This window comes from Achromobacter sp. CSND-B12, assembly GCF_052906545.1.
Genome location: NZ_JBREGJ010000001.1, coordinates 4,475,178 through 4,489,097 on the forward strand (window position 1 = coordinate 4,475,178; position 13,920 = coordinate 4,489,097).

At 67.9% G+C, this 13,920-nt stretch carries 11 protein-coding genes; 2 read left to right on the forward strand and 9 right to left on the reverse strand.

Annotation, left to right across the window (positions count from 1 at the left end; genetic code table 11):
- Window positions 1–114 precede the first annotated feature (114 nt).
- Together ACUTAG_RS21170 and ACUTAG_RS21175 are read left to right on the forward strand one after the other, a co-directional pair.
- Complete coding sequence (locus ACUTAG_RS21170; RefSeq protein WP_148316327.1) at window positions 115–1,386, forward strand: O-antigen ligase family protein; 1,272 nt, start codon at window positions 115–117, stop codon at window positions 1,384–1,386.
- Between the two features lie 244 nt (window positions 1,387–1,630).
- Entirely contained in the window at window positions 1,631–3,175 is a 1,545-nt protein-coding gene (locus ACUTAG_RS21175) for a methyl-accepting chemotaxis protein (protein ID WP_148316329.1), read from the forward strand.
- Here the strand turns inward: ACUTAG_RS21175 and ACUTAG_RS21180 are convergent.
- The 9 genes from ACUTAG_RS21180 to kdpF all read right to left on the reverse strand — a co-directional run bounded on the left by ACUTAG_RS21180 (window position 3,153) and on the right by kdpF (window position 13,683).
- A complete protein-coding gene (locus ACUTAG_RS21180) occupies window positions 3,153–4,052 on the reverse strand; it encodes a 4-hydroxy-tetrahydrodipicolinate synthase family protein (RefSeq protein WP_054447103.1) in 900 nt (299 codons plus the stop codon). The genes ACUTAG_RS21175 and ACUTAG_RS21180 overlap by 23 nt on opposite strands.
- A gap of 3 nt (window positions 4,053–4,055) precedes the next feature.
- Window positions 4,056–4,301 carry a hypothetical protein gene (locus tag ACUTAG_RS21185; protein WP_024067991.1) on the reverse strand — a complete coding sequence of 82 codons (246 nt, stop codon included), beginning with the start codon at window positions 4,299–4,301 and terminating at the stop codon, window positions 4,056–4,058.
- Between the two features lie 217 nt (window positions 4,302–4,518).
- Window positions 4,519–5,274 (reverse strand): TorF family putative porin, encoded by a 756-nt coding sequence (locus ACUTAG_RS21190; RefSeq protein WP_020924896.1) that lies wholly within the window; start codon window positions 5,272–5,274, stop codon window positions 4,519–4,521.
- A 162-nt stretch (window positions 5,275–5,436) separates the two neighbouring features.
- A complete protein-coding gene (gene kdpE / locus ACUTAG_RS21195; RefSeq protein WP_020924895.1) occupies window positions 5,437–6,129 on the reverse strand; it encodes a two-component system response regulator KdpE in 693 nt (230 codons plus the stop codon).
- A gap of 9 nt (window positions 6,130–6,138) precedes the next feature.
- On the reverse strand, window positions 6,139–8,925 hold the full coding sequence (locus ACUTAG_RS21200) for a sensor histidine kinase (protein WP_058665135.1): 2,787 nt from the start codon (window positions 8,923–8,925) through the stop codon (window positions 6,139–6,141).
- A 51-nt stretch (window positions 8,926–8,976) separates the two neighbouring features.
- Window positions 8,977–9,585: a potassium-transporting ATPase subunit KdpC gene (gene kdpC / locus ACUTAG_RS21205; RefSeq protein WP_054447101.1), complete on the reverse strand. Its 609-nt coding sequence runs from the start codon at window positions 9,583–9,585 to the stop codon at window positions 8,977–8,979.
- A 30-nt stretch (window positions 9,586–9,615) separates the two neighbouring features.
- Window positions 9,616–11,775, reverse strand: coding sequence for a potassium-transporting ATPase subunit KdpB (gene kdpB / locus ACUTAG_RS21210; protein WP_047992532.1), 2,160 nt, complete (start codon window positions 11,773–11,775; stop codon window positions 9,616–9,618).
- 22 nt (window positions 11,776–11,797) lie between these two features.
- Complete coding sequence (gene kdpA, locus ACUTAG_RS21215; RefSeq protein WP_020924891.1) at window positions 11,798–13,594, reverse strand: potassium-transporting ATPase subunit KdpA; 1,797 nt, start codon at window positions 13,592–13,594, stop codon at window positions 11,798–11,800.
- A complete protein-coding gene (gene kdpF / locus ACUTAG_RS21220; protein ID WP_035183859.1) occupies window positions 13,594–13,683 on the reverse strand; it encodes a K(+)-transporting ATPase subunit F in 90 nt (29 codons plus the stop codon). Before kdpF ends, kdpA begins: the two co-directional genes overlap by 1 nt.
- Window positions 13,684–13,920 lie beyond the last annotated feature (237 nt).

The window sequence follows — 13,920 nt, forward strand, 5'->3', positions numbered from 1 at the left end:
TAATATAGGCCCGCGGGACGGCAGCCATTGCCGGCCCCCGCCGATGCCCGCGGGCTGGCACCCACTTTTCCTCGAAGCGCCGACTGGTCGCCGCAAAGGCCAGGCTGAACAACTATGCCCATTCTTCTTTTACGCAGCGTTGCGGTCCTGACGCTGTTGATTCCCGCCCTGGCGTTGACCAGCGCCGTAGGCGGACCGGTGATCATCTATCTGACGGCCCTGATTGCCCTGGCGACCATGGCGGTCAACCTGTCGCGCCGCTGGGAGCCGTTTGCGCTGAAAGAGCTGGTCCCGATGGCGATTGCCCTGGGTGTCCCGCTGCTGGTGATGTTCATCAACAACGTCAGCCTGGGCATTTGGAGTTCCTCCGAGTTCGAGAAACTGCTGCGCTTTGCGCTGGCGATTCCGGTTTGCTGGATGTTGATGCGGGTGCCGCGCAACTGGTTGCGGCATGTGCAATGGAGCTTGTTGTTCGGCGCTGTCGCTGGCTCGTTGATGCTGATCTTCATCGTCCTGTCGCCGAGCCTGGGGCGGGGTGCGGTATCGGATTTTGGCGGGCGCTACAACGCGGTGGGTTTCGCCGATCTGACCATTTTCTTCGGCTTGGCGTCGCTCTTGACCTTGCCTTGGACGCTCTCTCGCTGGCCGCGCCTGGAGGCCGCGTTGAAACTTGCCGCGGTGCCGCTCAGCATCTACGCGGTGTGGGTGTCGCAGACGCGCAGCAGCTGGGCATTGCTGGTGGTTTTCGGCGTGGTGTATTTGCTGACCAAGCGTCGCTGGACGCGGCGTACCAAGCTGCTGTTTCTGGCTGGACTGGTGTTGCTCATGACAGCCGTTGCGGCGATTTCGTGGCAGTCCAAGGACAGTCGTTGGAAGAATGTGGTGTCGGATCTTAACCGGTATGAACAGCATGATCGCGACACGTCGGTGGGTATACGGATTCAACTCTGGAAAGCTTCCTGGTTGATGTTCCAGGAGCGCCCGCTGGTGGGGGTGGGCGTGCCCAATTTTCGTGCCGAGTTGTCCAAGCTGGAACATCAGGGCGTAGTGACTCAAGAAGTCTCGATTGGCTACGGCGAGCCACACAACGACATGTTAGGTGCATTGGCTGGTTACGGTTTGCTGGGAGTGTTGAGCATTCTGGCCCTGTACCTGATTCCCGCGGCGATCTTCTGGCGCCGTTCCGCCAGCGACGACCCGGTGGTGCATGTCGGTTCGCAGATCGGCTTGCTGTTCTGCCTGGGATACTTCGTTTTCAGCCTGTCGGAAATGATGTTCCGCAACATGCGCAGCGTGCCGATCTACGCGCTGACGGTGGTGGTGCTGTACGCGCTGACGTCGGCCCGCACCGGGTTGGCGCAGCAGCGCCTGGCGGCGCGGCGCTAGCCGCCAACGGCCGCCGGCGCGGGCGGCTTGTCCGCATGAAAAGCAAGGCTTGTATGGCCTTGCTTTTTTTTTGCGCGCGCGTTGCGCGGCAAATGCCCGCCGGGCTTGACGTAGATCAAGCCGGGCCGGCCTCGTTGGTGAAAACCCTGCTGCTCCCCCGTATTCTGATCAGACGCAACATATAAATCGTCACATTTCGCTGTCTTTGGTTGCGGGCGCGGAAGGACATCAGGAAAGAGGGCCTATGAAGAATTCTAGCTTGCGCAGGGAGTTGCTGTGGTTCGTGCTGGCGATCGGGGTCGCGGTGCTGGCCCTGGGTGGCTGGGATGCCTGGGAACGACGCGCCGAGATGCTGGCCGAGCGCAAGACCGAATTGCGCCACGTGCTCGACCTGGCGGCCAGTATCGTGCGCAATGGCAAGCAACGCGCCGTCGAGGAGGGGCTGTCCGTCGAACAGGCCAAGCGCAATGTGGCGCAGCGCCTCGCGCAGCTGCGCTATGGCGCGGACGGCTACGTCGGCGTGTTCGATGACGGCTATGCGTTGCTGGTGCATCCGGATGCGAAGCTCGCGGGCACCAATGTGCGCGCGGTCAAGGACAGCGATGGCCTGCCGATCTTCGAGAATCTCCACGAGCGGGGCAGGGCGGGCGGTGGTTTTGTCGAATACCGCTTCCCGCGGCCGGGGTCGGAAGCGTCGCTGCCCAAGATCAGCTATGCCGCTTATGACCCGGAATGGGGCTGGCTGATGTTCACGGGCCTTTATGTGGACGACGTCGACGCGGCGTTCAGCGCCACACTGTGGCGCCAGGGCGGCGTGACGCTGTTGCTGCTGGTGGTGCTGCTGGCGGCGGCGCTGCGGTTCTTTCGGTCGCACATCATTCGTCCGCTCGATGAAGCGGTGACGGTCTGTGAACGCGTGGCGCACGGCGATCTGTCGAGCATCGTCTCGCGCCATCATCGTGGCGAAATCGGCCGGCTGTTCGATGCCATGGCGCTGATGCAGGAGCGGCTGGACGTGGCGGTGCGCAGCATCGTCCATTCCACTGGTTCGATCGCGGCCGCATCGCGCCAGATCGCCGCGGGCAGCATGGATTTGCACGACCGCACCGAGAAGCAGGCTGCGGCACTGGAGCAGACCGCGGCCAGCGTCGAACAGATCACCGCGACCGCCAGGCAGAGCGCCGATCACGTGCAGCAGGTGAGCGCGCTGGCGGGCGAATCGGCGCAGCTGGCGCGCCAGGGCAGCGAAGAAACCCAGCACGCGATCGACGCGATGCACGAGATCTCGCAAAGCTCGCAGCGGATCGACGAGATCATCCGCCTGATCGACGAAATTGCTTTCCAGACCAATATCCTGGCGCTCAATGCCGCCGTGGAGGCCGCGCGCGCCGGCGAGCAGGGCCGCGGGTTCGCGGTGGTGGCAGGCGAAGTGCGGGCGCTGGCGCAACGCTCGGCCACCGCCGCCAAGGAGATCAAGACCCTGATCGAGGCGTCGTCGGATTCGGTCGCGCGCGGCAGCCAGCGGGTGGAACAGGCCAGCGCCACCATGGGCAGCGTGCTGCAATCGGCCGCGACCAGCGCGCCGTTGATGGGCGAGATCGCCACCGCGTCGGCCGAGCAGAGCGTGGGCATCGAACAGATCAACCAGGCGGTGACGCACCTGGACAGCGTGACGCAGCAGAATGCGGCGCTGGTCGAGGAGTTCGCCGCGTCCGCCGCCACGCTGCACGATCAGGCCGACGACCTGGCGCGCGCGGTGGCGGTGTTCAAGCTGTCTGCAGCCTATTAGGCGACCCCTGCACCACGCTCATCGCGCGTTGCAGGCGTGGCGTCAGTTCGCGGCTGGCGCTGGTCATGGGCAGGCGCAGTTCGTCGGCGATCAGGCCCTGCAGCGCCAAAGCCCGTTTGATCGGCGCCGGGTTGGGTTCGGCGAACAGCAGGCGGACCAGGCCGCGCAGCGGCTCGAACAGCTCGCGCGCGGCCTCGGCGTGGCCGTCGCGCGCCAGCTGCATGACCTCGACGAAGCGCTCGGGGAACAGATGGGCGGCGGCGGGGATGGCGCCGCGCCCGCCGGCCAGAAAATGGTCGGGCAGCGCCAGGTCTTCGCCGCACAGCGCCTCGAGACGGCCGCGCGCGTTCAACGCCATCAGCGCGGCCGGATTGCATTCCTTGACCGCGCGCAGATTGGGTAGCAGCGCCAGCGATTCCATGGTTTCGACGGTCATGGAGACGCCAGCGCGCTTGGGAATGTTGTAGAGGATGATGGGGCGTTCGGTGGCCCAGGCGATCTGCCGGTAGTGCCACAGGATGCCCTGCTGCGACGGGCCCAGGTAGTAGGGCGGCGGCACCAGGTAGCCGGCGGGGGCGTACTTGTCCAGGCGGCGGATGGCGGCGGCCACGCCGCGCGTGTCGACGCCGCCGGCGCCGAACACCAGCGGCAGGGCGTGCGGATCGCGGCGGATGGCCTCGATCATCTCGATCTTTTCGGGGATGGACAGCAGGTTGCCTTCGCCGGTGGAGCCGAACAGCACCAGGCCGGCAATGCCGGCATTGCGGTAGTAGCGCGCCAGGGCCTGGGCGGCCTCGCAATCGACGTAACCGCCGCGCATCGGCGTGACCATCGGCAGCCAGATGCCGGGGAACGTGGCTTGGACCGAGGTATCCATGGCTCACTGCACCGTGATCGCGGCGGCCGGGCGCAGCGGACCGAACTCGGCCTGGGGCAGGCCACACATCACCGCGTGCATCAGGGCATCGACCTGGCCGCGGTCGCATTGCAGCTGCAGGATGCTCTGGCCGTGCGCATGATCCACCGACAGCACGTAGACGCCGATGCGCTCGCCCAGTTCGCGGTGCAGCGCCAGCCGTACCTTCAGGGCGTCCAGGGTGTCGATCCTGACGGTCAGGGCAACCATCTCCGCGGGCCGCGGCGCATGGGCCGGGGCGGGGTGATCAAACGAGGCGCGCGTGCTGCGTTCTTGGCGGGGAATCATGGTGTCGGGCGGGGCGGCGGCCGTGCGGGCTGGCGCGTATCCGGTTGGTTGATGACGATTCCACTATAGAAAGCGGGCCGTAAAACCTGCCGATAAATGCGGGCGCGTAGCGTAAAAAGCGCGTCAACGCCCGGGCGCGTCAGAACGTCTTGGTCAGCGACAGCAGGCCGGTGGCGCGGCCCATGTAGCGGCCGCGGCTATTGGTGTAGACCGCGCGGTCGGCATTGGTGTCGATATAGGCGACCGAGATGGCCAGGCCCTGGCCCAAGTCCTTGGTCAGGCCCAGCTTCCAGTCGGTGTAGGCGCCGTCGGTGAGGTTGCGGACCGTCTGGCGGCCGACGTGGGCATTGACCGTCAGGCCCCAGAAACCGGTGTCGAAGTTGCCGCTCAGGTCGAAGTACTGGCTGTACTTGCTGTCGGCGAAGCCGAACAGGTTGGTCATGGCGACGGAATACTTGAACATGACCGGGCCGTAACCCACGCCGGCGTACAGTTCGGTGGTGTCGGGGCTGGTGTAGCCGGAGGGGTAGTCGCCCGGGTAGTAATACTGCAGCACGCCCAGGTCGAACGGCACGTCCGGCGCCAGGTTGCCCTTGTAGCCGCCGTAGAAGTCCATTTCCACTGGCGCCGACACATCGCTGTTGCCGTCATTGAGCCAGCTGACGCTGGAGTTCCAGTTGCCCAGGTACAGGCCGCTGGCATGGGTGAAATCGAAGCCGCCCTGGATGGCGGGCTTGTTGTTGGTCTGCATCAGGCCGCGGTAGCGGTACTGGCTGGCCAGGGTGACGTTGGCGGTCAGCGTGTACTCGGGGGCGTCGGCGGCGGCGCTGTCGGCGGCATGCGCAGGGGCGGCCAGGGCCACCAGCGCAAGCGCGGCCAGGGTGTTGCGGGACATGGGATTCTCCTGTGTTGGACGGGACCGCCAAGATAGGAGAAGCGGCGTAAACGGCGAGACAAGACTTACGTGGCCGGCGTAAAAGGCGCATCAATGATGATGGGTGTAGTGCGCGCACGCGCCTGGCACGGCGCTGCCAGGTTCAGTTCAGCGCGCCCGCGCCTAGCCGGCGAAGCGGTAGCCCACGCCGATTTCGGTCAGCAGATAGACCGGCTGGGCCGGATCCGCTTCGAGTTTCTGCCGCAGGTGGCCCATGTAGATGCGCAGGTAGTGATTGCTTTCCACATGCGAAGGCCCCCAGACCTCGCGCAGCAGTTCGCGGTGGGTCATGACCTTGCCACGATGGGCCAGCAGCGCGGCCAGCAGGCGGTATTCCATCGCGGTCAGGTGCACGTGCTGGCCGCCGCGCTCGACCACGCGCCTGGCGAAGTCGACGCGCACGTCGCCGAAGCTGATCTCGGCGGCGCTGCCGGCGCCGCCGCGGGCATGGCGCCGCAGCAGCACGCGCAGCCGCGCCAGCAGTTCGCTGACGCCGAATGGCTTGGTGAGGTAGTCGTCGGCGCCGGCGTCCAGCGCCGCCACCTTGTCGGCCTCGGCGGTGCGCGCCGACAGCACCAGCACCGGCACTTCGGTCCAGCCGCGCAGTTCGCGGATCAGGGTCATGCCGTCTTCATCCGGCAGGCCCAGGTCCAGCACCACGGCGTCGGGTTGGCGCGTGCCGGCCTCGATCAGGCCGCGCTTGACAGTGTCGGCTTCGTACACGGCACAGCCTTCGCTCTCGAGGGCCTGACGCACGAAGCGGCGGATATTGGCGTCGTCCTCGATGATGAGGACGGTGGGCTGAAAGTCGAACATGCGATGGGCTCAGGCGATTTCAGGTTGGATCGGGGGCGGCGTGCCCAACGGCAGGGTAAAGACGAACTGCGCGCCGCTGGACTGGCCCGGCGCGTGTTCGACCCAGATGCGGCCGTGGTGGGCGCTGACGATGGCTTCGCACACGGCCAGGCCGAGGCCGACGCCGGGCGTGGCGGATTCGCGTTCGCCGCGGGTGAATTTCTCGAAGATGCGGCGTTCGGCGCCGGGGGCCACGCCAGGGCCGTTGTCGCACACCGCGACGCGCAGCTCGCCGTCCTGTGCCGTGGCATGCAGGCGGATGGCGCTGCCGGCCGGGGTGTACTTGGCGGCGTTCTCCAGCAGGTTGCACAGCACTCGCTCGATCAGCACGCCGTCGCATTCGACCAGCGGCAGGCCGGAAAGGCTGTCGACCGAGATCCGATGCGATGCCAGCGGCTCGCGCATGGCGGCCAGCGAGGCGCCGACCAGTTCCTCGATCGACTGCCACTCCAGCCGCAGCGGCGTCTCGCGGCTCTGCAGCCGCGCCATGTCCAGCAGGTTGGCGACCAGCGCGTGCATGCGCTGCGCCTGGTCGCGCATGGCGCGGATGGTGTCCTGGATGTCGGCCGGCAGCGCGTCCTGGCGCCGCATCAGCGTGTCGGTCATGCCGACCAGGCTGGTGAGCGGGGTGCGCAGGTCGTGCGAGACCGCCGCCAGCAGCGAGTTGCGCAGCTTTTCGGATTCCATGCTGACCAGCGCCTGCTGCGCCACTTCCACGTAGTGCAGTCGTTCCAGGGCGATGGCGATGAGCGTGGCGTAGGCCTCGATCTGGCGGCGCGAGTCGGGCTGCGAGAACAGGCTGCGGCGCGGCGCCGCCAACGCCAGCACGCCACGGGTACGCATCGGCGCCTTCAGCGGCAGGTACAGCAGGTCGCTGTTGGACAGCGTGGCGGTGCCGGCGCCGGCCGGCTGGCCGTGGTCGTAGACCCACTGGGCCAGCGCCGATTCCAGCGGCGGCATGTCCGCGGCGGCGGGCGAGGCCAGCTTGAGGCGATCGTCCAGTCCCAGGATGTAGAGCGCGCAGCGCGAGCCGAAGGTGGCGTGCACGAAGGCGCCGGCGGACGCGACGATCTGCTCGGGCAGCAGCGCCGAGGAAAGCTCGCGCGCGAATTCATACAGGCTGCGCGCGTCGGCCTCGCGCTTGACCGAGGCCTGCGCCTGCAGCCGCAGGCCGGCGGTGAGCTGGCCGATCAGCAGGCCCACGGCCAGCAGCACGCCGAAGGTCAGCAGGTACTGCACGTCCGAGACCGCGAACGAGGCCAGCGGCTGCACGAAGAAGAAATCGAACAATCCCACGCTGACAATGGAGGCCAGGGCGGCCGGACCGCGCCCATGGCGCAACGCCACCGCCACCACCGCCAGCAGGAACAGCATGACGATGTTGGTCTGGTGCAGCGCCGGAAAGGCCAGCGCCGACAGCGCGGTGGCCACCGCGCAATAGCACAGCGCCCAGGCGTAGCCGGCCAGCGCCAGCGGGCCTCGTTCGTCGGCCGCCTGGCGGCCGCGGCGGCCCAGCGTCAGCGGATCGCGGCCGGGCGCGCTGCTGGCGGGCAAGGGCGGCGCGCCCAGGCGGATGATGTCGATCTCGGGGCAGCCCGCGGCCAGCATGTCGGCAAAACTGTGGCGGCGCCACAGCCAGCCCGGGCTGATGGCCGCCGTCAGCAGCGCCGACAGCGACAGGCGCAGGCGCTGCAGGCCGCTGGCGCGGGTGCGGCCGATGATGGCCTTGGTGATGTTGTGGCGGCGCACGTAGCGCACCACCGCGTCGACCATGTCGCCGCCAGCCAGGGTTTCGCAGCGCGCGCCGAGCGAATCGGCCAGCGCCAGGCTGCGTTGCAGCCGTTCCTGCTCGGCCTGCGGCGGCGGCGCGGCGCGCGGCGCGTCGATGGTGACGACGTGCAGGTCGCATTCCAGCTGCTGGCTGAGCCGATGGGCGCTGCGGATCACGTAGTCGGCGTCGGCATCGGAGCCGATGCAGGCCACCACCGCTTCGCGGGTGCGCCAGACGGGTTCGATGGCGCGGTCGCGGCGATAGGCCTGGACGTCGTCGTCGACGTGGTCGGCGGTGCGGCGCAGCGCCAGTTCGCGCAGCGCGATCAGGTTGCCCTTGCGGAAGAAATTGCGGGTGGCGTGGCGCGCCTGCTCGGGCAGGTAGACCTTGCCTTCCTTCAGGCGGCGCAGCAGTTCGTCGGCGGAAAGATCGACCAGGATGACTTCGTCGGCGGCATCGAAGACCTCGTCGGGCACGGTCTCCCAGACCCGCACGCCGGTGATGCTGCCGACGGCCTCGTTGAGGCTGTCCAGGTGCTGCACATTGAGCGTGGTCCAGACGTCGATGCCGGCCGCCAGCAGTTCCTGGATGTCCTGCCAGCGCTTGGCGTGGCGCGAGCCGGGCGCGTTGGAATGGGCCAGCTCGTCGACCAGCACCAGGTCGGGATGGGCATCGAGCGCGCCGTCCAGGTCGAATTCCTTGAGCGTGTGGCCGCGATAGACGACGTCCTTGAGCGGCAGGGTCGCCACGCCCTCGAGCAGGGCGGCGGTTTCGCGCCGGCCATGCGTTTCGACGATGCCGGCCAGCACGCGGGCGCCTTGCGCCGCCTGGGCGCGCGCGGCCACCAGCATGGCGTAGGTCTTGCCGACGCCGGCGGACGAGCCGAAGTAAACCCGCAACTTGCCGCGCACCGCCTGGCGCGCGGCATCGTCGAGGTCTTTCAAGAGCGCGTCCGGATCGGGACGCTCGCCAGCATTGTCAGCCATGAACGCGCAGGTGAAGGAGGGAAACGGCTGGCAATACTATACGCCGGCGCGTCATTGCGCCGGCGCCAGTTGGTCCAGCGCCAGATTCAGCTTGAGCACGTTGACGACCGGGTCGCCCAGCACGCCCAGCCAGGGCTTGCTGGTATGGGCTGCTATCAGGGCGTCGACTTTTTCCCGCGGCAGGTGGCGGGCACGGGCCACGCGCGCGGCCTGGTAGGCCGCGGCGGCTGGACTGATGTGCGGGTCCAGGCCGCTGCCCGAGGCGGTGACCAGGTCCACCGGCACCGGCGTGGGGTTGTCGGGATCGGCCGCCTTGAGGGCGGCGATCCGCGCCTGGATCGCTTCGGCCAGCGCCGGATTGCGCGGGCCCAGGTTCGAGCCGCCGGAGTTGGCGCCGTTGTACGGCATCGGCGAAGTGGCCGAGGGCCGGCCCCAGAAGTACTGCGGCGCGCTGAACGATTGGCCGATCCATTCCGAGCCGACCACCTTGTCGCCCTGGCGGATCAGCGAGCCGGAGGCCTCGTGGGGAAACACGGCGGCGGCGATGCCGGTGGTCAGGAACGGGTAGGCCAGGCCGGTCACCAGGGACAGGGCGGCGAAGACCACCAGCGCGGGGCGCAGGATGCCGCCTTGGCGCGGCAGGGGAAGAGCTTGTTTCATGACGGGTTCCTTCGTAATGGCGGGCGCGGGTCAGACCCAGCCCAGGGCGGCCAGCACCATGTCGATCAGCTTGATGCCGACGAACGGCACCAGCAGGCCGCCCAGTCCGTAGATGAGGAGATTGCGGCGCAGCAGGACCGAGGCGCCCAGCGGGCGATAGCGCACGCCCTTGAGCGCCAGCGGGATCAGCACGATGATGATGAGCGCGTTGAAGATGACGGCCGACAGGATGGCCGAGGCCGGCGTGGCCAGGCCCATGATGTTCAGCAGGTTCAGCTGCGGATACACCGTGGCGAAGGCGGCCGGGATGATGGCGAAGTATTTCGCCACGTCGTTGGCGATGCTGAAGGTGGTGAGTGCGCCGCGCGTCATCAGCATCTGCTTGCCGATCTCGACGATCTCGATGAGCTTGGTGGGGTTGGAGTCCAGGTCCACCATGTTGCCGGCTTCCTTGGCGGCCTGGGTGCCCGAGTTCATCGCCACCGCGACGTCGGCCTGCGCCAGCGCCGGCGCGTCGTTGGTGCCGTCGCCGGTCATCGCCACCAGGCGGCCTTCGCCCTGGTAGGCGCGGATCAGCTTGAGCTTGGCTTCCGGGGTGGCTTCGGCCAGGAAGTCGTCGACGCCCGCTTCGGCGGCGATGGACGCGGCGGTGAGCTTGTTGTCGCCGGTGATCATGACCGTCTTGATGCCCATGCGGCGCAGCTCGGCGAAGCGCGACTGGATGTCGGGCTTGACGATGTCCTTCAGTTCGACCACGCCCAGCGCGCGGTTGCCGTCGCTGACCATCAGCGGCGTGCTGCCGCGGCGCGCCACGTCCTCGGCCAGGCGCAGCACCTGCTCGGGCACGGTGGCATCCTGCGCGGCCAGCCAGGCGCGTACCGCGTCGACCGCGCCCTTGCGGATGACGCGATCCTTCAGGTTGACGCCGCTCATGCGGGTCTGCGCGGTGAAGGGCACGTATTCCGCGTCCGGGGCGCGCACGGCCGGGGCGTGGATGGCCTTGTCGGCCAGCGCCACGATGCTGCGGCCTTCCGGCGTTTCGTCGGCCAGCGAGGCCAGGCGCGCCGCATCCGCCAGTTCGCGCGGCGACACGCCGGGCGCGGGCAGGAAGGTCGAGGCTTGGCGGTTGCCGAAGGTGATGGTGCCGGTCTTGTCCAGCAGCAGCACGTCGACGTCGCCGGCGGCCTCGACCGCGCGGCCCGAGGTGGCGATGACGTTGGCGCCCATCATGCGGCTCATGCCCGCCACGCCGATGGCCGACAGCAGGCCGCCGATGGTTGTGGGGATCAGGCAGACCAGCAGCGCCACCAGCACCGTGACCGTGACGGCGCTGCCGCCGCCCGCGGCCGAGACCGAGTAGATCGAGAACGGCATCAGCGTTGCGACCACCAGCAGGAACACCACCGTCAGGCCAACCAACAGGATCGTCAGCGCCAGCTCGTTGGGGGTCTTCTGGCGCTTGGCGCCTTCTACCATGGCGATCATGCGGTCCAGGAAGCTCTCGCCCGGATCGGCGGCGATGCGCACGAAGATCCAGTCGGACAGCACTCGCGTGCCGCCGGTGACCGAGGAGAAGTCGCCGCCGGATTCGCGGATGACGGGCGCCGATTCGCCGGTGATGGCGCTTTCGTCCACCGAGGCCACGCCGGCGATGACCTGGCCGTCGCCGGGAATGGTCTCACCGGCTTGCACCAGCACCACGTCATTGCGGCGCAGCAGGCCGGACGCCTGCTTGACGGCCCGGTCGCGCCAGCGCGCCGGGTCGGCGGTGGCCGCGTCTTCGTCGCGAAAGCCCTTGAGCAGGCGCGCGTCGATGGTGGTGCGCAGGCCGCGCAGCGTGGCGGCCTGCTGCTTGCCGCGGCCTTCGGCCAGCGCTTCGGCGAAATTGGCGAACAGGACCGTGAACCACAACCATACCGTGATCGCGAGGATGAAGCCCGCCGGCGCCTCGGCCTGGCCGCGCAGCGCCATGATCCACAGGATGGTGGTCAGGATGCTGCCCACGTAGACCACGAACATCACGGGGTTCTTGAGCTGCGCCGCGGGCGAGAGCTTGCGCAGGCTGTCGACCACGGCGGGGCCGACCAGCGCGCCGGACCACATGCCGAACGTGCGTTCGTGCGGCGCGGCCGAGGGCGCGCGGGCGGCGCCGCCGCCGGCGCCTTGGGTTGGCATATCAATCTTGGCCATTTTCTTTCCTAGCCTGTTGCATTCAGGGTTGCAGGTGTTCCGCGACCGGGCCCAGGGCCAGCGCGGGCACATAAGTCAGGGCGCCCACCAGCAGTACCGCGCCGATCAGCAGCACGACAAAGAGGGGGCCGGTGGTGGGCATGCTGCCGGGCCCGGCGGGCAGGCGGCGCTTGGCCCCCAGCGAGCCGGCCATCGCCAGCACGGCAACGATGACGGCGAAGCGGCCGAACCACATCGCGATTCCCAGCAGCACGTTGTAGAAGGGCGTGTTGGCCGAGAGGCCGGCGAAGGCGCTGCCGTTGTTGTTGGCGGCCGAGGACAGGGCGTACAGGACCTCGGAGAAGCCGTGGATGCCGGGGTTCAGCACGCCAGCCTGGCCGGCCGTCACCGAGACCGCCAGCGCGGTGCCGCCCAGCACCAGCAGCGGCGTCGCCAGGATCACGATCGAGACCATCTTCATGTCGTAGGCCTCGATCTTCTTGCCCAGGTACTCCGGCGTGCGGCCGATCATCAGTCCGGCGATGAAGACGCCGAGGATGGCGAAGGCCAGCATGCCGTACAGGCCGGAGCCGACCCCGCCGTAGACCACCTCGCCCAATTGCATCAGCAGCATCGGCGTCAGGCCGCCCATGGCGTTGAGCGAATCGTGCATGCCGTTGACCGCTCCGCACGACGCCGCCGTGGTGACGGTGGCGAACAGCGAGGTGGCGGCGATGCCGAAGCGGGTTTCCTTGCCTTCCATGTTGCCGCCCGGCGAAAGCACGCTCATGGCGCTGTCGGCCCCGGCCTGCGCGGCCATCGGGTTGGGCTGTTGTTCGAAATAGGCGGCGCTCAGCGCGAACACGGCGAACAGCAGCGTCATGGCCGCGAGGATGGCGATGCCTTGGCGACGGCTGCCCACCATTTCACCGAAGCTGAAGCACAGCGCCGCCGGGATCACCAGGATCGCCAGCATTTCCAGGAAGTTCGACAGCGCGGTCGGGTTCTCGAACGGATGGGCCGAGTTGGCGTTGAAGAAGCCGCCGCCATTGGTGCCCAGCATCTTGATTGCCTCCTGCGAGGCGACCGGGCCCATGGCCAGCGTCTGCGTGCGGGTGATTGCCGGGTCGGTCACGGGCTGGCCCTTGGCGTCCAGCACCGGCTGGCCCTGGGCGTCGACGCGCGGCTGGTCATAGTGCAGGGCTTCGACCGTCTGCACTTCCTGGTAGTCGTTGAAGTTCTGCAGCACGCCCTGGCTCACCAGCGCCAGGGCCAGCACCAGCGACAGCGGCAGCAGCACGTACAGCGTGCAGCGCACCATGTCGGCCCAGAAGTTGCCCAGCGTGGCCGAACAGTGGCGCGCCAGTCCGCGGATCAGCGCGAACAGCACCGCGATGCCGGTGGCGGCCGAGACGAAGTTCTGCACCGTCAGCGCCAGCATCTGCGTCAGGTAGCTCATGGTCGATTCGCCACCGTAGCCTTGCCAGTTGGTGTTGGCCACGAAGCTGATGGCGGTGTTGAGCGATGAGTCGGGCGAGACGGCGCCCATGCCGGCCGGGTTCAGCGGCAGCAGGCCCTGCAGGCGTTGCAGCGCATAGACCGCCACGATGCCCAGGATGTTGAAGGCCAGCACCGCCAGCGCGTAGCGCTTCCAGCCCATTTCGGCCTGCGGGTCGATGCCCGCCAGCCGATAGATGCCGCGTTCCAGCGGGCGGCCCCAGGCGGTCAGCCGGGATTGCCCGTTTTCCATGGCGATGCGGATGTAGCGCCCGAGAAAGGGCGCGATCGCGAGCAGGACCGCCAGGTACACGACCAGCAGTCCGACGAATTCGGCAGTCATCAGAACTTCTCCGGTTTGAACAGGGCGACCAGCAGGTACACGAACAGCAGCGCGGCCGTGAGGCCGCTCAGCCAGTAGAGCCAGCTCATGATTGCTCTCCCGAGGACAAGGCTTCGCAGAATCGGAGCAGGGCGTAGGTCAGCCCCGCCATGACGGCGAAGATCGCGATATAGATGGCATCCACGTTTTTCCTCCCGGGAGCCAGGCTCCCTTCGAACGACGAACCGGCGCGGCAAAGGGGATGCGGACCGCGCGGGCGTAGTGACCAATCAGGACACCGGCAGGTTACGGAGCGGGGGGTAAAAACGGGGTATAGCTTTGGCGGG